The sequence below is a fragment of the Butyrivibrio proteoclasticus B316 genome, assembly GCF_000145035.1.
Lineage (GTDB): Bacteria > Bacillota > Clostridia > Lachnospirales > Lachnospiraceae > Butyrivibrio > Butyrivibrio proteoclasticus.
On the sequence record NC_014387.1, the window covers coordinates 1,212,701 to 1,233,954 of the forward strand.

Consider the following 21,254-nt stretch of genomic DNA (forward strand, 5'->3'; position numbering starts at 1 on the left):
TCATAGTTCTACACTCATTATTTGGGAGAAAAAATGGCAGCAAAGAAAAAAGAAGATAATCAGGAAGAAAAAAAGCTTACTGTTGAAGAAGCTTTTATGCAGATAGAATCCAAGATTCAGGCACTTGACAGTGATGAGATCAGTCTCGAAGATTCTTTCAAAGAGTATCAGGAAGGGATGAAGCTTCTCAAATACTGTCATGAGGCTATTGAAGAGGTTGAACAGAAGGTTCAGAAGATTGCCGAGGACGGAAGTCTGGAGGAATTTGAATAATAATGGGAAATGATTTTAATAAGAGACTTGCTGATAAGGCAGCTCATATTGAAGATATATTGAAAGCTTTTTTGCCAAAGGAAGAGGGCTATGCCAGAACAGTCATAGAGGCTATGAATTACAGTCTTTTGGCAGGTGGTAAGAGACTTAGGCCGATGATGATACTTGAAGCCTATAAGCTTTTTGCAGGAAATGATGCGGATGAGAAAGTAGTTTATCCTTTTATGGCAGCAATGGAGATGATCCATACATATTCTCTTGTACATGATGATCTGCCTGCCATGGATAATGATGAGTACAGAAGAGGCAGGAAGACTACTCATGCAGTGTATGGAGCAGGAATGGCAACTCTTGCAGGAGACGGACTTCTAAACCTTGCTTACGAGACAGCAATTAACGGAGCTATGCGAGGCACTACATTATCTGATTATGATGGAGATAACAGTAACAGATATCTGGCTGCACTTGACATTTTGGCAGGGAAAGCCGGCATTTATGGAATGGTAGGTGGACAGTGTGCTGATATCTGTGCAGAGAATGCCACAGAAATTCCTGAAGATGAGATGAAGGATACACTTCATTACATCGATGAGAACAAGACCGGCGCCCTTATCGAGGCGAGTCTTATGATAGGTGCGGTAATTGGTGGTGCTTCTGCCCAGCAGGTTTCCATGATGGAAAAGATTGGCAGCAATGTGGGAATTGCCTTCCAGATTCAGGATGACATTCTTGATATTACCAGCACTTCTGAGGTACTTGGTAAACCTATCGGCTCCGATGAGAAAAATGGAAAGAGCACATACGTCAGCCTTTATGGAATGGATAATGCCAGGGACAGCGTCAAAAAGTTGTCTGAGGAAGCTACAGATATTCTGGATGGTCTGGGATTTGAGAACAGCTTTTTACATGAACTGTTTAACTACCTGATCTACAGAGAAAAATAAATTAATGATATGGCAATGAAAGGAGCGGACAAATGCTTCTTGATCAGATAAATAAGACTGGGGACATCAAGGATATACCCAAGAATCAGTATCCGGAGCTTGCCCAGGAAATCAGAGATTTTTTAATAAATAAATTATCGGTTACAGGCGGTCATCTTGCATCTAACCTTGGAACAGTCGAGCTTACCATGGCTCTTCATATTGCACTTGATCTTCCCAAGGACAAGATAATCTGGGATGTAGGACATCAGTGCTATACACACAAGCTCCTTACAGGACGTAAGGACAAGTTTGACAGTTTGCGTCAGTACGGCGGTATGAGTGGATTCCCCAAGAGATGCGAATCTGATACTGACTGCTTTGACACAGGACACAGCTCCACATCTATCTCTGCCGGACTTGGAATGGTCAAGGCAAGAGATTTAAAAGGTGAGGATTACACAGTAGTATCTGTTATTGGTGATGGCTCGCTTACAGGCGGTCTTGCATATGAGGCCCTTAACAATGCAGCCAAGCTTGAGACCAACTACATTATCATTCTCAATGACAATGAGATGTCAATTTCCGAGAGCGTAGGCGGAATGAGAAAATACCTTGATTCTGTCCGCACAGCTGAAGGTTATCTGAATCTGAAATGGGATGTATATGAACAGCTCAGAAATTCTAATCCCAAGATGGTTGACAGCATCAGACGTGCCAAGAACAGCTTTAAACAGCTCTTTGTGCCGGGAATGGTATTTGAGAACCTTGGAATTACTTATCTGGGACCTGTTGATGGTCATGATACGGCAAGTCTTGTCAAGACAATAAAAGAGGCAAGAAATGTCAAAAAAGCAGTTATCATCCACGTCATGACCAAGAAGGGCAAGGGCTTTGAACCTGCAGAGAGACATCCTGCAAGATTCCATGGTACTGAGCCTTTCCTTATTGAAAACGGACTTCCTAGAAAGCCGAGAACGACGGCCAATTATCAGGATATTTTCAGCACAGTTATGTGCAAGCTTGGAGCCAGAAATGACAAGGTCGTTGCTATAACAGCAGCAATGGCTGACGGAACAGGGCTTAAGAGATTCCGCAACATGTATCCTGACAGATTTGTGGATGCCGGAATTGCTGAGGAACACGCTGTAACTTTTGCAGCAGGAATGGCAGCTGGCGGCTACAAACCGGTATTTGCGGTTTATTCATCTTTTTTACAAAGGGCTTATGACCAGATAATGGAAGATGTCTGCCTTCAGAATCTTCCTGTGGTATTTGCCATAGACAGAGCCGGACTTGTAGGAAGTGACGGTGAAACTCATCAGGGTATATTTGACCTGTCCTACATGTCTACAATGCCAAATATGCATATCATGGCGCCCAAGAATAAATGGGAACTGTCAGATATGCTCAAGTTCGCTGTTGACCTTGACTGTCCATGCGCAGTCAGATATCCAAGGGGCACTGCTTACGACGGCCTTGAAGATTTCAGGGCACCTATCGTTATGGGCAAGTGCGAGCCTATTTACGAGGAAAAAGATGTATGTCTCCTTGCAGTAGGCAGTATGGTCAAGACAGCAGAAAAGGTAAGAGAAATACTAAAGGAAAATGGAATAAAGTGTTCACTTGTAAATGCAAGATTTGTTAAGCCTATTGATACTGAGTATATTCATATGGCCAGTAAGACGCACAAACTCTTTGTTACAATGGAAGAAAATGTTGCAACAGGCGGCTATGGAGAAAAAGTCAGACAGTATGTGGACGAGAACAGACTTGATTCCTATGTTCTGCAGATTGCAATACCTGATAAGTTTGTAACTCACGGTAGCGTTGACAAACTATATAAAGAGCTTGGAATGGACGCAGAATCAGTTGCAATGCGTATCATGGATGAAATTAAGAGATGATAATAGAAAGATAGTAAGGAAATAACATGGCAAAAGATAAAGAGAGGCTTGATGTCCTGTTGGTTAACAGAGGACTTGCCCCATCAAGAGAAAAAGCCAAGACACTTATAATGGCCGGAGAAGTATTTGTAAACGGACAAAGAGAGGATAAGCCTGGAACAACCTTTGAGGAGTCCAAGATAACAAGCCTTGAAGTAAGGGGCGATACACTTCCCTACGTTTCAAGAGGCGGTCTTAAGCTTGAAAAAGCTGTTAACAATTTTGGCTTTTCTCTGGAAAATAAAATATGTATGGATATTGGTGCTTCTACAGGAGGCTTTACGGACTGCATGCTCCAGAACGGGGCAACCAAGGTTTACTCGGTTGATGTTGGTCACGGCCAGCTTGACTGGAAATTAAGAAGTGATCCCAGAGTAGTCTGTATGGAGAAGACCAATTTCAGATATATGGTAAGAGATGATATTGCAGATGATCTTGATTTTGCTTCCTGCGATGTATCTTTTATCTCACTTACCAAGATATTATTGCCGGCCAGACGTCTTCTCAAGGACGGAGGACAGATGGTATGTCTTATCAAACCACAGTTCGAAGCAGGCAAAGAAAAGGTTGGTAAAAAAGGCGTAGTCAGAGATCCTGCTGTTCATGAAGAAGTTGTTCACAGGATAATGGATTTTGTAGATATTGCAGGCTTTAGCGTTCTTCACCTTGATTATTCACCTATCAAGGGGCCTGAGGGAAATATAGAGTATTTGATACACATCAGCAAGAATCCGGATATGAACGAGAAGGTTGCTGATCTGTCTGAGGCTGAGGGAGAGAAAACCCTTAAAGCCGTGGAGGAGAGTAAAGAGGGACTGTCACACAGCCCTGAAATGGAGAAGCTCATTGCAGAAACAGTTGCAAGAGCGCATGGGAGTCTTGATAAATAACTATGGATCATTTTTGCATTGTTACTAATACCAGTAAGGATCGTGAAATGGAAATGACTATGCATATCAAGGATTACCTTGAGAAGCATGGTAAGAAGTGTGTTATTGCGGAAAAATTATCGGGTGCTGTCAAGGAGCACAGGGTAGAGAGAGATTTTCTTAGTGATATTCCGGAGAATTCAGAGTGCATCATAGTTCTGGGAGGCGATGGCACAATGTTGCAGGCTGCCAGGAGTGCTGCTTACCTTGATATACCTCTTATAGGTGTCAATCTTGGAACTCTGGGTTATCTTGCAGAGGTTGAAAAGAGTGGTGTTGATGATGCTCTTCGTCGTCTTCTTGCAGGTGATTACGAGATAGAAGATCGTATGATGCTCTATGGTGACGGGTGTGATAAGCATGACTACGCCCTTAACGATATCATCGTTACAAGGCGCTCGGCGCTTTCTACAATAAACTTTGATGTTTATGTCAACAATCTCTTTTTATGTAATTATCATGCAGATGGAATCGTAATCTCTACGCCTACAGGTTCTACCGGCTATAGCATGTCAGCCGGAGGCCCTATAGTAGAGCCATCAGGCAGTATGATACTGGTAACTCCGATCTGTCCGCATACAATTAATGCCAGAAGTATGGTACTGGCTGCTGATACCAAGATTTCAGTTGTGATCAGGGAAGGAAGAGACGGCAGTAATCAGGAGGCCGTTGCCTATTTTGACGGAAGCGGTCAGATTGATATGAATACCGGGGACAGGATAGAAATCGAGAGGTCTGACAAGACTACCAAGATAATAAGGCTTAACAGAGTAAGCTTTTTGGAGGTACTTGGTAAGAAATTTGATAAATGATCACCTGAATGAGTGTTATGGAACACTCTTGTTGTTTAAGTTTTATGGGGGTAATCGTATATGAAGAAAAACAGACATGATAAAATAATTGAACTTATAGCCAGATATGAGGTAGAAACTCAGGAACAGCTTGCAGAACTTCTCAGAGGCGAAGGGTACGATGTTACTCAGGCAACTGTTTCAAGAGATATAAGACAGATGAAGCTCAGCAAGCAGGTTACTGAAGATGGCAGACAAAAGTACGTTTATTCAACTGCTGACAGTGATGTGATGCAGGATAAATACGTAAGTGTCCTTAAGGCTGGCTTTGTCAAAATGGATGTTGCACAGAACATTCTCGTTATCAAGACCGTTTCCGGAATGGCAATGGCGCTTGCAGCGGCAATTGATGCAATAGATATGCCGGAGATAGTTGGGTGCATAGCCGGAGATGACACCATCATGATGGTGATCAAAACCAATGAAGAAGCCATCGAAGTGATGGAGAAGTTTAGGGAAATGTTGGCTTGACGCTGTTATGGATCATAGATTCATAAGGCAGCAGATAAGTCTTCATTATAAATCAAGACGGGGTTCTCATTTATAGAAAGATGGGGAAATATGTTATACAGTTTACACGTTAAGAATCTTGCTCTTATCAAAGAGCAGGAGATCGAGTTCTCCAAAGGACTTAATATCCTTACTGGAGAAACCGGCGCAGGTAAATCAGTAGTTATTGGTTCTGTAAACCTTGCGCTTGGCGGAAAAGCCGATGCCGGTCTTATCAGAACCGGGGAGGAATATGCACTTGTAGAGCTTGTCTTTGGACTTGAGAATGATAGCCAGAGAAAACTGCTGGAAGCAATGGATATCCCTGTAGAGGAGGATGGAACAGTTGTTATCCAGAGAAAGCTCATGCAGGGGAGGAGTGTATCCAAGGTATGTGGGGAATCTGTATCTGCAAGGCAGCTCAAAGATATCTCTAACATTCTTATAAATATCCATGGGCAGAATGATCATCAGGAACTTTTGCACAAGCAGAAGCACCTTGATATTCTTGATGATTATTGCATGGATAAATTGGGTGATCTTCCTGATAAATTAAAAGAAAACCTTCAGAAAATGAAGGAATTACAAAACAGCCTTGATGAAACGAATATTGATGAGGCATCAAGGATAAGAGAGCAGGAGCTTTTGGAATTTGAAGTCAATGAAATTTCAGAGGCTGCTCCTTTAGTGGGCGAAGATGAGAAGCTTGAAAGTGCTTATCACAAGATGGTCAACAGTCGCAAAATTTCTGAGGCGGCTTATACTGCTTATGCCATGACAGGCTCAGGTGAATCAGAAGAGAGTGCTTCTGATATTGTAGGAAGGGCAGTAAGGGAACTTTCAACAGTTGTTTCCTATGACGCGGAGCTGTCAGATCTTTTATCGCAGCTGTCGGATGTAGAGAATCTTTTAACAGATTTTAATCATTCTCTTTCTGCATATATCAAAGATCTTGAGTTTGACGATGAGGAGTTTAAAGAGACTGAGGACAGGCTCAATATCATCAACCATCTCAAGGATAAATATGGCGGCACTATAGAAAAGGTGCTTGCTGAGCTCTCTGACAAACAGGCAAGGCTGGATGCTCTTTCGGATCTGGATGCGCACAGAGCAAAGCTTATGAAAGACCTTGAAGAGCAGAAAAAGACTGTTCTTGACCTGTGCAGGAAGATTTCTGTGATCAGGAAAAAAGCTTCCAAAGAACTTGGAGAGAAATTAAAAAGCGCCCTTATTGATCTTAACTTCCTTGATGTTAAGTTTGAAATAGCTGTAAACAGCGATGAAGAGAACATTACAGCAAGGGGCTATGATGACGTGGAATTTATGATTTCCACTAACCCGGGGGAAGCACTTCGTCCTCTCGAGAAGATTGCAAGTGGTGGTGAGCTTTCCAGAATAATGCTTGCTCTTAAGACGGTAGTTGCAGATAAGGACGACATCAGCACTCTTATTTTTGATGAAATTGATGCCGGTATCAGTGGCAAAACTGCCTGGAAGGTTTCTCAAAAGCTGGGTGAGCTTTCAAGAGACCATCAGATTATCTGCATTACTCATTTACCGCAGATCGCGGCTATGGCAGATACGCACTTTATGATTGAGAAGGGCTTATCCGACGGAAGAACAGTTACAAATATTTATTCTCTCTCTGAGGATGATTCTACCAAAGAACTGTCCAGACTTCTGGGAGGAGAAGAAATAACTGAGGCTACAATTCAGAACGCTCTTGATATGAAGAAGATGGCATTAGAGAGCAAAGGGTGATCTTGCAGAAAGCTCTTTTAACTCATGATGCCCTTGATACATGAGGACAACAAGATGACTATTGATAATGAAGACCTGATAAACAGCATAATTGCTTCGCTTGGCAGGATCAATACTATATCTCTTGATGAGATGCCAAATATAGATCTATATATGGATCAGCTCACGACCTTTATGGATGAGAGGCTCAAGAAGACAACAAGGCACCCTGAGACAGATAAGATCCTGACTAAGACCATGATCAATAACTACGCCAAGAATGATCTTTTACCTCCTCCTGTCAGGAAGAAGTATTCCAAGGATCATCTGATTTTATTGATATTCATCTATTACCTCAAGAATATCCTGTCCATCAACGATATACAGACGCTTATTGATCCGCTCAAGGAAAGATTCCACATGAGCGATGACGAGCTTAATCTTAGCAAGATCTATAACACCGCCTATGAACTTCAGAGTGAGGCACTGGAGCCTGTTATTGAGGATCTTAAAAAGAAATATGCAAGGAGTCTTGAAACCTTTGATGATGATAGCCTTTCAGATGAAGAAAAAAAGAGAATGCAGATGTTCTCTTTTATCGTGGAGCTATCTTATGATGTCTATGTCAAGAAGCTCCTGATTGAGAAGATACTTGATAATGTCGTGACAGAAAAAGAGAGTCAGAAAGCTAAAGACAAAGCAAGAGACAAGGGAAAAGACAAGAAAAAGTCATGACTGCATACTGTTTAATTGGTAATAAGATCGAGAAAAGGAATTATAAGTTTTAATGGGAATTTACGATACACTTAATTCACAGCAGAAAAAGGCTGTGCTTCAGACAGACGGACCTGTCCTTATTTTGGCCGGTGCCGGTTCAGGTAAGACAAGAGTACTGACTCACAGAGTTGCTTACCTTATAGATGAATGCAATGTTAATCCGTGGAATATAATGGCTATCACTTTCACTAATAAGGCAGCAGGTGAGATGCGTGAGCGAGTTGACAAGATTGTTGGCTTTGGCGCTGAGAGTATCTGGGTTTCAACCTTCCATTCCAGCTGCGTTCGCATTCTCAGAAGATATGCTGATAAGCTGGGATTTAGCAATAATTTTACAATCTATGATACTGATGATTCCAAAACACTCATGAAGGATATCTGTAAGAAGTATCAGCTGGAAACAACTCAGCTCAAGCTCAGGCAGATTATGAGCAGCATATCCAAGTGTAAGGATAATCTGGTTTCACCTGAAGAATATGCGCTTGCTACTCAAAATGATTTTATTAAAGCCAAGATTTCCAAGGCATACCTGGAGTATCAGGCTGCTCTTAAAAAGAATAACGCCATGGACTTTGATGACCTTATCATGAAGACTGTGGAACTCTTCAAAGCCTGTCCTGAAGTACTTGATTCCTATCAGGAGAGATTCCGCTACATCATGGTGGATGAGTATCAGGATACCAATAATGCTCAGTTTGAGCTTATAAGGCTTCTTGCTGATAAATACCACAACCTCTGCGTTGTAGGTGATGATGATCAGAGTATCTACAGATTCCGTGGAGCCAACATCAGGAATATTCTGGACTTTGAAAAGGTATACCCTGATGCCACAGTCATTAAGCTCGAGCAGAACTACAGATCAACTCAGCAGATCCTTGATGCTGCCAATGCTGTTATTCATAACAACAGAGGACGTAAGGATAAAGCTCTTTGGACTGATGAAAAAAATGGTGAGTTTGTTAAACTAAAGCAGTTTGACACAGCTTATGACGAGGCAGAGTTTATTGCAGGTGATATAGGTAAGCTCAAGAGAAATGGCAAGTTAAGCTATGATGAATGCGCTGTTTTGTATAGGACTAATGCGCAGTCCAGACTTATAGAAGAACGTTTTGTGCATGAGGGAATACCTTACGATATAGTTGGCGGCGTTAATTTCTATTCAAGACGCGAGATAAAAGATCTTTTGGCATATCTTAAGACTATAGATAACGGCTCGGATGATATAGCTGTTAAAAGAATCATCAATGTTCCAAAACGAGGCATAGGAGCAACAACTATAGACTATGTTCAGAATTATGCCGATGAGAGAAAGATCAGCTTCTATGATGCTCTTTGCGAAGCAGACCAGATAATGGCTGTTAGTAGAAGTGCCGGTAAACTCAAGGATTTTGTGACAATGATCAGGGCTTTCAGGACCAAGATGAAGACATACTCTCTTGAGGACCTTCTCAAGGACGTCATTGATACTGTCGGCTATATGAATTATCTGCGTACTCTTGATGAAGATGATGACAGCGAAGACAATGACAGAGCTCAGAACGTAGATGAACTTATTTCCAAGATAGCATCTTATGAGGAGAATGAGGAAGTTGAGCAGCCGACTCTTTCAGGATTTTTGGAAGAGGTAGCACTGGTTGCAGACATAGACAGGATAGGAGAGGATAATGAGAAGGTTCTTCTCATGACTCTTCACAGCGCCAAGGGACTAGAATTTGAGCATGTTTACCTGGCAGGAATGGAAGAGGGTGTTTTCCCAAGCTATATGACTCTTCAGAACGAGGACTCTGATCCGGAGGGAATCGAGGAGGAGAGACGTCTTGCTTATGTAGGAATTACCCGTGCCAAGAAGCATCTGACTCTATGCGCAGCAAGACGCAGGATGGTAAGGGGCGAGACTATGTACAACCGCCTTAGCCGTTTTGTGACAGAGATTCCGGATAATCTTTTGGATAAGTCAGGTGCATCTAGCGAGAAGCCGGCATTTCTTTTTGATGATGGCGATTCAATTGATGAGTATGAGGGTGTAGAAGACAGCTACTCAGGCGGAAATTCTGCTTATAGCTCCGGATATAACAAGAAGTATAATACCTATTCAGATGACTATGATGATAACAGCATAAGCGGTGGCTACTCAGGAATTAAGCCTGCTTATGCCAAGGGTATCAGACAGGCAAATGCAAGGAGCGCTGCAAGTTCTTCTGGAAGCTCCAAGAGTGCAGGAACGCCAAAGTCAGGGCTTTCTGCAACCTATAAGCTCAAGGCTTCGCCTAAGACTACTGTGATAAAACGTGCTCAGCCCAAGGATAAGCCTTACATTTCAGGAGCTGCGGCTACACATACCAAGGGAAGCCTTGCAGGTCTTTCCAAGGGAATGCCAACCCAGACTACTAAACCTGAATATCAGACAGGTGACAGAGTATCACATGTTAAATATGGCATCGGAACCGTGACTTCTCTTGAAGAGGGGCCAAGAGACTACAAAGTTACCGTTAATTTCGATGATTGTGGCCAGAAGATAATGTATGCGGCTTTTGCCAAGCTCAAGAAGGTGTGAGAGATTAAAGCTGTTATATGACAGACGTTAATTTAGATATTGGTAATTTCATATAGAAATCTTAGTAAGAAGAATGATTTCAAAAGAATATGAAATAGAAAATGTAAATTTTGAGAATGGGCGCAATGAATATGTTATACTAATAATGTAAAATTTTTATATGAGAAAGGGGTTACCATGGAAGTACAATCTAAGATCAACGACATTATTGAATTGACACGTATTAACGAGTTACTTGACAAAAGAGAAGCTGCTAATGCCAAGAAGCCTTCCAATGTGATCCTTTGGATTCTGGCTGTACTTGGTGCATGCTCAGCTGTAGCTATCATCTCATTTATGGTTTATCGCTATATGACACCTGCTTTTGAGGATGATTATTATGACGATGACTTTGATGATTTCGATGATGATTTTGATGATGAGGACTTCATCAAGGAGTGATTCAAGGTACTGCAATTCGAACCTATAAGAACAAGATGAACTATTAGAGCCAAGTGGGGGATTATATCTGAAGCTTGGCTCTGAATATGTTATAGTACCCACAGGAAAATATTTAAAATTAAGAAAGTAAGAAAATAGTGAAAAAGAAAGACATAATCGAAGGAATAGTAAAAAGGGTTGAATTCCCTAATAAAGGAATCGTTGAAACTGAAGAAGGGAAGGTAATTGTAAAAGGTGTACTTCCTGATCAGAAGGTCTCTGTACAGATTCAGAAAGTAAGGAAGGATAGAGCAGAAGGAAGACTTGTAGAAGTTTTGGAAGAACCTTCTGATTCAATAGAGAGTCCATGTATTCATTTTGGCAAGTGCGGTGGCTGCAGCTATCTTACTATGCCATATGTCAAGGAACTTGGACTTAAAGAGCAGCAGGTAAGAGCTCTTCTCAAACCTGCAATGGACAGACAGACTGAGCGCTTTACCTGGGAAGGAATCAAGACAAGCCCGGTTAAGTTTGCTTACAGAAATAAAATGGAATTCTCATTTGGCGACGAGGTAATGGGAGGCCCTTTGTGCCTTGGAATGCACAAGAAAGGCAGCTTTTACGACATTGTTACAGTCAGCGGATGCAGAATTGTAGATGATGATTACAGGGCTATTTTGTCAGCAACTTTGGACTATTTTTCTCCAATGTATGCAAGTGGCGAGATATCTTTTTACCATAGGATGAAGCAGACCGGATATTTGAGACACCTGCTGGTCAGAAAGGCAGTCAGAACCGGAGATATCCTTGTTGATATTATCACTACTACTCAGGAAGAGCATGACCTTACAGGCTTTAAGGACGCTCTGCTTGGCCTGTCTCTTTCAGGCAGGATAACAGGTATTCTTCATACCAAAAATGATTCCCTCGCTGATGCAGTAATTGATGAAGGCACAGAAATTCTATATGGTCAGGATTTCTTTTACGAGCACCTGTTGGGACTTAAGTTTAGAATTACTCCATTTTCCTTTTTCCAGACTAACAGCCTGAGTGCAGAGGTTCTCTATCAGACAGTCAGAAGCTATATTAAGAGCCTATATGACCAGAAGAAGATCAGCAAAGATGGAATAATTTATGACCTTTATTCCGGAACCGGCACTATCGCTCAGCTCCTTGCACCTGTTGCCAATAAAGTCATAGGTGTTGAGATCGTAGAGGAAGCAGTTGAGGCAGCCAAGGAAAATGCCAAGCTCAACAACCTCGATAACTGCGAATTTATCGCCGGTGATGTCCTCAAGGTTCTCGATGAAATCGAAGATAAGCCCGATATGATCATCCTTGATCCTCCCCGCGATGGTATCAATCCCAAGGCTCTCCAGAAAATTATCGGTTACGGCGTTAAGTACATGATCTATGTATCCTGTAAGCCAACTAGCCTTGCCCGAGACCTTGAAGTCCTCCAGGAAAACGGCTATGTAATGACAAGAGCCGTTGCAGTTGATCAATTCCCATGGACAAGCCATGTTGAAACCGTCGTCCTCTTAACGAAAACGACTGATAAGGAAGTTTGAGTTTAGAGAACGCTGTTGTTCTGGCGAGCCCCGCTTTTGGGGGCGAGAGCAGAACTTCCTTGTGAAAAAGTGGTGGGACGCCATGCGATAGCTGTTCCAATTGCGATTTAATGATTTTATGTGCAGTCCGCCTGTCTGGCGGACTGCTACTATTCTTTCATTCGAAAGATAGGCAGTGATAATTACTTATCTGAATGCTGCTGATATTCCAAAGTTTAACTTCATATGGTCTGATTTCTGCTACCTCAGCAATTTTGGCAATAGTGGCAGTTGATTATTCAGGGATGTGTCTGCCTATATTCTATAGCCTGTTGGTATAGGCAGTTGATTATTCGGGGATGTGTCTGCCTATATGCCAGGAGTGGCATTTGGTAGCAGTAAATTGCTGCTGAAAAACAATGCCTATATTGCGAACCAACTGGATATAGGCAGAACAGCCAATGAAAAATGCAATGCCTATATTGTGAAGAAACTGGATATGGGCAGAACTGCTAACAGAAATTGCAATGCCTGAATTGCGGATGAACTGGATTTAGGCAGAATTACCGTTGGAAAAGGCACTGCCCCTATTGGGCATACTCTGATATAGGCATGAAGTTTAGAACAAATACCACTCTCCCCATAAAAACAACAAGAAAAATAACAACAAGCAAAAATAACAATAATAAAAAGAAAGAGCAGGCAAAAATAACAACAATAAAAAGTAACAGCAAGAAAATGCAACAGCAAGCAAAAATAACAACAATAAAAACAACAGCAAGCAAAAGCAACAACAAACAATACAGAAATATCAAAAACAAAAAAGAACCATAAAAGGAGAATTTGAAAGAAATGTTAGGACTAAAGAAATACTTAATTGCAGAAGAGGAAAGACTAAATAAAATCAAACAAGTTATAGATAAAAGGCTTATCGATATACCTGAGGGTAATCTGAGGATAACATCATCCGGCAAACATATTCAGTACATGCATTGCAAAGAAAAGGATGGCAAGTACCAGAAACAAGGAGAATATCTTAAGAAAGAAAACATGTCTCTTGTAAGGGCATTGGCTCAAAAGTCTTATGATCAGAAGATGAAAAAATTGGTAGATAGGAGACTTAAGCAAATCCAGATTATTAGTAAGGAGTACTCAGATGATGAGATTGAACTTATCTATACCAATATGAACATCAATAGACAGGCTCTGGTAACACCTGTAGAAAAGATATGGCAGCAGAAAGTGGCTGATTGGAAATCAATTCCATATACAGGAAAAGCGTTTGATGAAGGTATACCTGAAATATATACCAAAAAAGGAGAGAGGGTAAGATCAAAGTCAGAAAAGCTGATTGCAGATACTTTATTCGATAGGGGAATTGAATATAAGTATGAATGCCCAATCAGTTTAAAAGGCTATGGATTGGTATATCCGGACTTTACAATTCTCAGCCGCAAGACAGGAAAAGAAATGTATTGGGAGCATGATGGAAGAATGGATGATCCCAAATACTCCGAAAAAGCAGTAAGGAAGATCAATTCGTATATTTATAATGGAATAATACCCGGGGATAGACTAATGCTTACATTTGAGACATCAAGCACTGTGCTCAATGACAGAACAATAAAGAAAATGATTGATAATTTCCTGCTATAATACTTAGAGAAAAAATAAAAAGCCTGTTGACTCTTCCCTTAGGGAATCCCTTAAGGTGGTTTTATAAACAAATAAGGAGGTTCTCAAAATGGAAAAGAAAATGACATCTGGAGAAATGGCAAAGAAAGCGGGAGTATCACAGAAGGCAATACGTCTTTATGATGAAAAAGGGCTACTTAAACCCACCGAATACTCTGAAGGTAACTATCGTCTTTACGATGACGCAGCACTGCAGATTTTGGAAAAGATTGTCGCGCTTAAGCAGATAGGGTTTTCCCTCGAAGAAATCAGAGATAATCTAAAGAGCGGTGAAGCCAGTGACATTAAGGGCGCGCTGGAAATTCAGCTTCAGAAGATGGAGGAAAAGAAATATCAACTGGAGAAGATCACTGACGCAATTAAAAGAACTTTGGCACGAAAGGAAGAACTAGACTGGGATGACGTTGCAGAAATCGTACAGTATGTAAGTGCTGACCAGTCTGCTGATGAGCGCCACTGGGATGCACTGAAGCATACAAGCGGAGAACTTGACTGGTATGTGAGAATCTTCAATTCTCTTGATCTTAAAGACGGAAAAAGAGTTCTTGATCTGGGATGCGGATACGCTAAGCTCTGGAGAAACAATTGGACTGACATTCCCAAGGGAACAAAGATTACAGGGTATGACATTCACGGCAGCTGGGCAGATGATTTTGCAAGGTTCATTCCTGAGAACAAAGATAAACTGCCTGAAGGCGCAGACATTAAGCTTGAATTTGCAGATCTTGAGGATGAGAAGACCTGGGATAAGATTGATGAAAATGGCGAATATGACGTAGTTATAGCTCATTACCTTGATTCTGAGATAAAAGATATCGAAGCTATCGTGGCACATGCCAGCAAGGTAGTCGCAGAGGATGGTCTGTTTTCTTTCAACGGTGCTAACGTGGCAAACTGGAACAATCTCTTTAAAGAAGCTATTGAAGCTATAGGAGAAGACTCATCATTCATAGATGAAACAATAGCTGGTCAGACAGAGAAGAGAAATCAGTATATATCCATGATGGAGAAATATTTTGCAAGGGTGGAGTCAGTTCTTTTGCCTAATTTTTGGCATTACACTGAGGCAAAAGAAATCGTGGAGAAGATGAAGGATTACTACAGGGCTCATGAGAAAGCTATTGCCGGATATGAGAACAAGCTCCTTGCATATTTTGAAGATAAAATTGAAAAAGACGGTGAGTTTGTGCTTGAGGCAAGAAGCCAGTTCTGGCATTGCTACAAAAAGTGACCGGATTCAAGAAGAGTGTCAACACTATTATAACAAGCCAAAATCAGAAAACAGCAGGCAACCTGGAACAATACCAGAAAAGGAGAATGCTATTACTGAGGCACTAAATTTTTTTAAGATGATATAAGTTTGAGGACAGGGAATAAAAAACCTGTCCTTTTTCTATTATAAAAAAATGCTTGGTAAAGTGGTCGTACAGAAATTATTATTGACAAAACTAACAGTGTTAGTATAATAAAACTAACAATGTTAGTTTGTGAGGAATGGAAGTAAATATGCCAAGAACAGGATTATCTAAGGAAGAAATAATAGAAAAAGCTGCTACATTAGCAAATGAAAAGGGTTTATCATATTTGAGCGTCACAACGCTTTCTGAATATTTAGGAATCAGAAAACCGTCTCTCTATAATCATGTAAAGTCAATAGATGATTTGCACTATAAGCTTATGATCTATGGTTGGAAGAAGGTTTCGGATGAGATAGTAGCAGGAATTGATTCAGCCAGTCCAAAAGAAAAACTCAAAAAATGTGCCATAGCATTTTACAGATTTTCTATGGAGAATCCGGGTGTATTTGAGGCGATGCTTTGGTATAACAAATACTCTGATGAAACTTTGCTTGAAGCTACAGAGGGCTTGTATTCATTCTTCTTTGAACAAACAGATAGTCTTGGTATAGATAAAGAGGTGGCAAATCATTTGCTTAGAACTTACAGAGCTTTTCTTGAAGGATTTATCATGCTACAGATCCATAATTCTTTTGGCAATCCGATTTCTATTGATGAAAGCTTCGAGATATCTATGAATGTACTGATATCTGGTATGGAGCAGTATAGGAGATGATACAATGGGACCGATCGGCATCGCTCCTGAGCTTAAAAGAAAAGGATATGGCAAGGCAATCCTGGACTACTCTCTTGAAAAGGCTGCAGAAATGGGCTTTGGAGCGGTGCTTTTTGAAGGAAATATTGGTTTCTATGGACACAGCGGTTTTGACTATGCCAGCAAGTTCGGAATCAGATACCATGACCTTCCGGAAGATGCTGATTCTTCATTCTTCCTGTGCAAGGAGCTGATTCCTGGATATCTTGATGGGATCACCGGTGTGTACCAGACTCCAAAGGGCTACTATGTTGAAGATGCTGATGTTGAAGAGTTTGATAAGAACTTTCCGCCAAAAGAAAAGCTTAAGCTGCCCGGGCAGATTTTTGAGTAAACTATAAGGAAGATATTGATCATGAGAGCTAATATAGATTTTAAGAATTATACTGACAGTGATTATGAGGCTTTATGCTCTTTTCTGATTGCATTAAATGAGAGCGATGACAGGCATATTATCTGGAACTGGGCAAGGCTGGAATGGATGATTGAACATCCTGAATTTGATAAGAGCTTAAAGAATTCCATTGGCCTTTGGACTGTGGACGACAAAATCGTTGGCGCTGCTATCTACGATATGTATTTTGGCGAGGGCTTTTGTGGAGTACTTCCGGAGTATAAAGATTTATATAAGGCCATTCTGGAATATGCCTGCAAAGAGCTTAGGGATGATTCCGGCTTCGGACTAGCAATCTGTGATGAGAATATGGACGAATTAGAGATGACAAAGAGTCTTGGATTTACACCTTCGGACCTGGATGAGACCATCATGGAAAGGAGTCTTGATGTTCGCTCACTTGATGCAAAACTCCCGGATGGCCTTAAGTTTTTTTGCCCGGATCCTGTTGAAAATGCGTATGATCTGCAATGGCTTTTCTGGCAGGGATTTGATCATGGTGATGATAAAGCCGAATTTGAGAGAGAAGAGGAGATTGTTCCAAGAGTCAGAAAGCATTTTAATAAGGACTTAGGTGTTGCAGCTGTAAATGAAAAGGGAGAAATGGTGGCCTGTTGTCTGCTCTGGTATATGGCAGGGACTGATTATGTTTATGTTGAGCCTGTCTGTACTATACCGGCATACAGAGGGAAGGGCATTGCAAAAGCCTTGATATTTGAGGCGTTTCGCAGAGCCAAAAACCTTGGAGCAACCAGGGCTTACGTGATTTCCAATATGGAATTCTATGAGAGGCTTGGATTCAGGAAGAAACATCATTATTCATTTTTCTGGAAAAAGGATGGCAAGAAAGGAGATACATGATAAAAATAGAGACGGAAAGGCTGCTCCTGCATCCGATATCAGATGAGGAAATGCAGAAGATTATAGATGACGAGAAAAATCCGGAAATGCAGAAGGCATATTTAGAGATGCTTCAAGGATGCCTTGATAACCCGGAAGACAGAGTATGGTTTGCAACCTGGAACATGGAACTTAAGGAACAGCCTAATACTATCGTGGGAGACCTCTGCTTCAAAGGAATCACAGATGACGGAATGGTAGAAATAGGCTATGGCCTTAAGGAAGGCTACTGTGGGAATGGATATATGACTGAGGCAGTAAGGGCTTTAACTGAATGGGCCTTGTCTCAAAACAAAGTATCACGAGTCGAGGCAGAAACTGATCCGGACAATATGCCATCAAAGAGAATACTGGCTAATGTTGGATTTATTCCAAACGGTGAAGTAGGAGAGGAAGGACCAAGATTCGTCTTAGAGAAGAAAATAACCGTGTGTGGAAAAGGACACCGGAATTTGAGGAGTATCTGAAGAGGAGACGATGTGCATTTTATCTGATAAGGATAATGGAGGAATGAGCATGGATTATATCAGGGTAACAAAGGATAATTTGGAAAAGGAACATATTTGCTGTGCCATTTCCAATAATAAAGATGTACAAGTATCTTCAAAGAAAGCCTGGCTTGCGGACAGATTTGATGAAGGTCTTGTCTTTCTTAAAAGCGCCGAACGTGGTAAGTGTTTCATTGAATATATTCCTGCAGAATATGCATGGATTCCGATCGAGGCGGATGGATATATGTATATTGACTGCTTATGGGTGTCCGGCTCTTTCAAAGGGCATGGATATTCCACGGATCTGCTTACTGCCTGCATCGAAGATAGTAAAGGAAAAGGTAAGAAGGGGCTTTGTATTTTATGTGCAGCTAAGAAAAAACCGTTCCTGGCTGATCCGAAGTTCCTGAAATACAAGGGCTTTACCGTTGCGGATGAAGCTGATAATGGTATCCAGCTTTGGCATCTGCCGTTTGAAGAGAAGGCGGGCGCACCACGATTCAAAGAATGCGCCAAACATCCTCATATAGAAGAGAAGGGCTATGTTTTGTATTACACGAGCCAGTGTCCGTTCAATGCAAAGTATGTTCCAGTTCTGGAGCAGACTGCAAAAGAAAATGATATTCCATTCCATGCTATTCATATTGAGAACAGGGAGGATGCGCAGAATGCTCCGACTCCTGTGACGAGTTATGCATTATTCCATGATGGGGAGTATGTTACAAATGAGCAGATGAATGAAAAAAGGTTTCTGAAACTTATCGGACATTAAGTTTTCCGCTTTTAACATAGACGACTGACAAGGAAACTTCTTAAGGAATAACAATCTTTCAATTTTGTTAGATTATAGATATCACATTGTTATTTGTTAATAATTATTTTATAATTATTTTATAATTTCACTATCAAAAATGAAAATGGATGATAAAAAACCATTTTAATGGGGGTATACAATGAAGACTTTTGAAGCACCACAGTTAATGGAACTTGGTTTCGAATTTACAGCTGAAGGTGTTTTTGGCGGAAGTGGAACTCCTGTTCCGAATCCACCCAGCGCATGGCTTAATGACGATAACAACAATGGCGGATCTCATACAGACGTCAGAGTACATTTCCAGAATCCATTAAATGTGGTTTGTGAGAGATTCAGCATCTTTATTGATTCAACAGTACCAATTAAGAGCTTTGGAAGTTCTGAGTTTGCAATAACAAAAGAATCTGATACATCTTTTCGTATTGATGTTAATAGGCATCTTAATGCTAACGAATGGACAGATTTCATTTTCCAAGCTATTGTTGAAGGCGGTTCTATTCGTGAATCAGGTACAAGTGGTACAATGACTGAACTTAAAATAAGAGATGTACGGCCTCTTAACTAATTATTAAAGATTTTTATTGGAGCACCACATATGAACGTGGTGCTTCTTTTTTTACGATATGGGGAAGATAAGATATTATTTCAACAAAATTAAAGAAGGAAAGCTAAAAGACAAGTTATTGATATTCAAGTGGATATATGGATACGCAATAAACCATATACCCGCTATTGTAATATACACTTTACTTGGTATGACCGGCATAATACTTGGTCTTTTTACAAGCCTTAATTCACGAGACCTGGTAGATATAATCACAGGACATCGCACAGGGGAACTTTTGCGCACATTTATAATCATGATTGTACTTACAGTAGTGAATACTTGTGTTTCGCAGATATCAAGTTACCTTTCCACCAAAATCAGTCTTAAGGTTAATAATGAGATAAAGGCGCAGATCTTTGAAGGAATATTACGAACGGATTGGCAATCCCTGTCTAAATATCATTCCGGTGACCTTGTTATGAGATGCGGAAGTGACGCTTCCAATATTGCATCAGGAATTTTGACACTTGTACCAAACCTTATAATCTATATTTTCAGATTTGCATCCGCTTTATATATGGTTTGCATATACGATTGGACATTCGCTATTTTTGCGCTTGCCAGCATCCCGATAACACTGATCAGTTCGCGCTATTCTATGAAGATGATGAGAAAGAGCGGAATGGGAACTATGTCAGCATCCGCTAGAATGAACGGTTTTCATCAGGAGACCTTCTCGAATATTCAGACAATAAAAGCTTTTGATATGCTGTCATATCACATAGACAGGCTAAAAGAAATACAAAAAGGATATTCAGAAGCTACGCTTAAGTACCAGAAGATATCAATGCTCAATACTTTTATACTGACATTTGTATCTATGCTTGTATCCTACTCTGCACAGGCATGGGGCGTATATAAGGTTTGGAGCGGAGCTATCACATACGGAACAATGACCATGTTTATAGGCCTTTCAAGTTCTCTTACAGGCTCAGTTTCTAATCTTATCAGTTTTGTACCAACGTCTCTTAGCTTGTTTAACTCAGCTGACCGAGTTAAAAGCATATTGGACCTTCCAAGAGATGATTATTCCAATGCCGAAGATGTTGAAAGATTTGGGCAGGAGCATGCAGGTAAGGGAATAGGAGTAGAAGCCAGAAACGTGTCATTTGCTTACGAAGGTGCAGAAAATGTCTTTTCCAAGGCCGAATTTAATGCTAATCCTCATGAGACAGTTGCATTTGTCGGACCTTCAGGTGAAGGAAAGACAACTATGCTAAGACTTCTTCTTGCTATAATAAGGCCTGGTGAGGGACAGGTGCGTATAACGACAGGTGATGGGGAACTTGAAGATAGTCTCTATGCAACAGCTGCAACGAGAAGTCTTTTTGCATATGTTCCACAAGGAAATACAATGTTCTCGGGAACTATAGCTCAAAATATGAGAAATGTAAAAAAGGATGCAACGGATGACGAGATCATCAAAGCCCTGAAAATGGCTTGTGCATGGGACTTTGTCAAGAAACTTCCTGAAGGCATAAATAGTGAAATGGGAGAGCATGGCAGTGGCTTTTCAGAGGGACAGGCCCAGAGGTTGTCTATTGCCAGAGCAATCCTTAGACAGTCGCCTATACTTCTTTTGGATGAAGCAACCTCTGCTCTTGATGTATGGACAGAAAAAGAGGTCCTTAAGAATATCATGGCAGATGAATATCCAAGGACCACTATTATTACTACACATAGACCTTCAGTATTGAAACAATGCGATAGAGTATATGCTATCAGAAACGGCAACTGTTGTAAGTTATCTGATGAGGAAATCAGCGAGATGGAAAGCATCGCCTGAATA

At 40.9% G+C, this 21,254-nt stretch carries 21 protein-coding genes; all 21 read left to right on the top strand.

Going from position 1 to position 21,254, the window contains the following annotated elements:
• Window positions 1-33 precede the first annotated feature (33 nt).
• The 21 genes from xseB (at window position 34) to BPR_RS05140 (ending at window position 21,251) form a co-directional block, all read left to right on the top strand.
• Entirely contained in the window at window positions 34-273 is a 240-nt protein-coding gene (gene xseB / locus BPR_RS05040; RefSeq protein ID WP_013280379.1) for an exodeoxyribonuclease VII small subunit, read from the top strand.
• 2 nt (window positions 274-275) lie between these two features.
• A complete protein-coding gene (locus BPR_RS05045; protein WP_013280380.1) occupies window positions 276-1,217 on the top strand; it encodes a polyprenyl synthetase family protein in 942 nt (313 codons plus the stop codon).
• Window positions 1,218-1,249: 32 nt separating this feature from the next.
• Window positions 1,250-3,103 (top strand): 1-deoxy-D-xylulose-5-phosphate synthase, encoded by a 1,854-nt coding sequence (gene dxs / locus BPR_RS05050; RefSeq protein WP_013280381.1) that lies wholly within the window; start codon window positions 1,250-1,252, stop codon window positions 3,101-3,103.
• Window positions 3,104-3,129: 26 nt separating this feature from the next.
• Window positions 3,130-4,032, top strand: a complete 903-nt coding sequence (locus tag BPR_RS05055; RefSeq protein ID WP_013280382.1) for a TlyA family RNA methyltransferase — start codon at window positions 3,130-3,132, stop codon at window positions 4,030-4,032.
• A gap of 2 nt (window positions 4,033-4,034) precedes the next feature.
• Entirely contained in the window at window positions 4,035-4,883 is an 849-nt protein-coding gene (locus BPR_RS05060) for an NAD(+)/NADH kinase (RefSeq protein ID WP_013280383.1), read from the top strand.
• A 60-nt stretch (window positions 4,884-4,943) separates the two neighbouring features.
• The gene (locus tag BPR_RS05065) at window positions 4,944-5,393 is read left to right on the top strand and encodes an arginine repressor (RefSeq protein WP_013280384.1); all 450 of its coding nucleotides are present in this window, start codon (window positions 4,944-4,946) and stop codon (window positions 5,391-5,393) included.
• Between the two features lie 90 nt (window positions 5,394-5,483).
• A complete protein-coding gene (recN, locus tag BPR_RS05070; protein ID WP_013280385.1) occupies window positions 5,484-7,172 on the top strand; it encodes a DNA repair protein RecN in 1,689 nt (562 codons plus the stop codon).
• 54 nt (window positions 7,173-7,226) lie between these two features.
• Window positions 7,227-7,886, top strand: a complete 660-nt coding sequence (locus BPR_RS05075) for a DUF1836 domain-containing protein (RefSeq protein WP_013280386.1) — start codon at window positions 7,227-7,229, stop codon at window positions 7,884-7,886.
• Window positions 7,887-7,938: 52 nt separating this feature from the next.
• Complete coding sequence (locus BPR_RS05080) at window positions 7,939-10,482, top strand: UvrD-helicase domain-containing protein (protein ID WP_013280387.1); 2,544 nt, start codon at window positions 7,939-7,941, stop codon at window positions 10,480-10,482.
• Window positions 10,483-10,659: 177 nt separating this feature from the next.
• Window positions 10,660-10,923, top strand: coding sequence for a hypothetical protein (locus tag BPR_RS05085; protein WP_013280388.1), 264 nt, complete (start codon window positions 10,660-10,662; stop codon window positions 10,921-10,923).
• Window positions 10,924-11,060: 137 nt separating this feature from the next.
• Window positions 11,061-12,473, top strand: a complete 1,413-nt coding sequence (gene rlmD / locus BPR_RS05090) for a 23S rRNA (uracil(1939)-C(5))-methyltransferase RlmD (protein ID WP_013280389.1) — start codon at window positions 11,061-11,063, stop codon at window positions 12,471-12,473.
• 591 nt (window positions 12,474-13,064) lie between these two features.
• Window positions 13,065-13,286, top strand: a complete 222-nt coding sequence (locus BPR_RS05095) for a hypothetical protein (protein ID WP_013280391.1) — start codon at window positions 13,065-13,067, stop codon at window positions 13,284-13,286.
• Window positions 13,287-13,304: 18 nt separating this feature from the next.
• Window positions 13,305-14,108 (top strand): hypothetical protein, encoded by an 804-nt coding sequence (locus BPR_RS05100; protein WP_042256591.1) that lies wholly within the window; start codon window positions 13,305-13,307, stop codon window positions 14,106-14,108.
• Between the two features lie 88 nt (window positions 14,109-14,196).
• Window positions 14,197-15,378: a MerR family transcriptional regulator gene (locus tag BPR_RS05105; RefSeq protein ID WP_013280393.1), complete on the top strand. Its 1,182-nt coding sequence runs from the start codon at window positions 14,197-14,199 to the stop codon at window positions 15,376-15,378.
• Window positions 15,379-15,641: 263 nt separating this feature from the next.
• Entirely contained in the window at window positions 15,642-16,220 is a 579-nt protein-coding gene (locus BPR_RS05110; RefSeq protein WP_013280394.1) for a TetR/AcrR family transcriptional regulator, read from the top strand.
• A 4-nt stretch (window positions 16,221-16,224) separates the two neighbouring features.
• The gene (locus BPR_RS05115) at window positions 16,225-16,593 is read left to right on the top strand and encodes a GNAT family N-acetyltransferase (protein ID WP_013280395.1); all 369 of its coding nucleotides are present in this window, start codon (window positions 16,225-16,227) and stop codon (window positions 16,591-16,593) included.
• 21 nt (window positions 16,594-16,614) lie between these two features.
• On the top strand, window positions 16,615-17,514 hold the full coding sequence (locus tag BPR_RS05120; RefSeq protein ID WP_013280396.1) for a GNAT family N-acetyltransferase: 900 nt from the start codon (window positions 16,615-16,617) through the stop codon (window positions 17,512-17,514).
• Window positions 17,511-18,020 carry a GNAT family N-acetyltransferase gene (locus BPR_RS05125; RefSeq protein ID WP_013280397.1) on the top strand — a complete coding sequence of 170 codons (510 nt, stop codon included), beginning with the start codon at window positions 17,511-17,513 and terminating at the stop codon, window positions 18,018-18,020. The genes BPR_RS05120 and BPR_RS05125 overlap by 4 nt, the downstream gene beginning before the upstream one ends.
• A gap of 49 nt (window positions 18,021-18,069) precedes the next feature.
• Entirely contained in the window at window positions 18,070-18,816 is a 747-nt protein-coding gene (locus BPR_RS05130) for an N-acetyltransferase (RefSeq protein WP_013280398.1), read from the top strand.
• A 181-nt stretch (window positions 18,817-18,997) separates the two neighbouring features.
• A complete protein-coding gene (locus BPR_RS05135) occupies window positions 18,998-19,423 on the top strand; it encodes a hypothetical protein (protein WP_013280399.1) in 426 nt (141 codons plus the stop codon).
• A gap of 58 nt (window positions 19,424-19,481) precedes the next feature.
• Window positions 19,482-21,251, top strand: a complete 1,770-nt coding sequence (locus BPR_RS05140; RefSeq protein ID WP_013280400.1) for an ABC transporter ATP-binding protein — start codon at window positions 19,482-19,484, stop codon at window positions 21,249-21,251.
• Window positions 21,252-21,254: the final 3 nt, after the last annotated feature.

Coding starts and splice junctions, on each gene's coding strand:
- BPR_RS05130 (WP_013280398.1), top strand. CDS start 18,070: ATGGATTATATCAGGGTAACAAAGGATAATTTGGAAAAGGAACATATT.
- BPR_RS05140 (WP_013280400.1), top strand. CDS start 19,482: ATGGGGAAGATAAGATATTATTTCAACAAAATTAAAGAAGGAAAGCTA.
- BPR_RS05125 (WP_013280397.1), top strand. CDS start 17,511: ATGATAAAAATAGAGACGGAAAGGCTGCTCCTGCATCCGATATCAGAT.
- BPR_RS05135 (WP_013280399.1), top strand. CDS start 18,998: ATGAAGACTTTTGAAGCACCACAGTTAATGGAACTTGGTTTCGAATTT.
- BPR_RS05120 (WP_013280396.1), top strand. CDS start 16,615: ATGAGAGCTAATATAGATTTTAAGAATTATACTGACAGTGATTATGAG.
- BPR_RS05100 (WP_042256591.1), top strand. CDS start 13,305: ATGTTAGGACTAAAGAAATACTTAATTGCAGAAGAGGAAAGACTAAAT.
- BPR_RS05065 (WP_013280384.1), top strand. CDS start 4,944: ATGAAGAAAAACAGACATGATAAAATAATTGAACTTATAGCCAGATAT.
- BPR_RS05080 (WP_013280387.1), top strand. CDS start 7,939: ATGGGAATTTACGATACACTTAATTCACAGCAGAAAAAGGCTGTGCTT.
- BPR_RS05110 (WP_013280394.1), top strand. CDS start 15,642: ATGGAAGTAAATATGCCAAGAACAGGATTATCTAAGGAAGAAATAATA.
- BPR_RS05105 (WP_013280393.1), top strand. CDS start 14,197: ATGGAAAAGAAAATGACATCTGGAGAAATGGCAAAGAAAGCGGGAGTA.
- BPR_RS05045 (WP_013280380.1), top strand. CDS start 276: ATGGGAAATGATTTTAATAAGAGACTTGCTGATAAGGCAGCTCATATT.
- xseB (WP_013280379.1), top strand. CDS start 34: ATGGCAGCAAAGAAAAAAGAAGATAATCAGGAAGAAAAAAAGCTTACT.
- BPR_RS05055 (WP_013280382.1), top strand. CDS start 3,130: ATGGCAAAAGATAAAGAGAGGCTTGATGTCCTGTTGGTTAACAGAGGA.
- BPR_RS05095 (WP_013280391.1), top strand. CDS start 13,065: ATGAAGTTTAGAACAAATACCACTCTCCCCATAAAAACAACAAGAAAA.
- recN (WP_013280385.1), top strand. CDS start 5,484: ATGTTATACAGTTTACACGTTAAGAATCTTGCTCTTATCAAAGAGCAG.
- BPR_RS05075 (WP_013280386.1), top strand. CDS start 7,227: ATGACTATTGATAATGAAGACCTGATAAACAGCATAATTGCTTCGCTT.
- BPR_RS05060 (WP_013280383.1), top strand. CDS start 4,035: ATGGATCATTTTTGCATTGTTACTAATACCAGTAAGGATCGTGAAATG.
- BPR_RS05085 (WP_013280388.1), top strand. CDS start 10,660: ATGGAAGTACAATCTAAGATCAACGACATTATTGAATTGACACGTATT.
- BPR_RS05115 (WP_013280395.1), top strand. CDS start 16,225: ATGGGACCGATCGGCATCGCTCCTGAGCTTAAAAGAAAAGGATATGGC.
- dxs (WP_013280381.1), top strand. CDS start 1,250: ATGCTTCTTGATCAGATAAATAAGACTGGGGACATCAAGGATATACCC.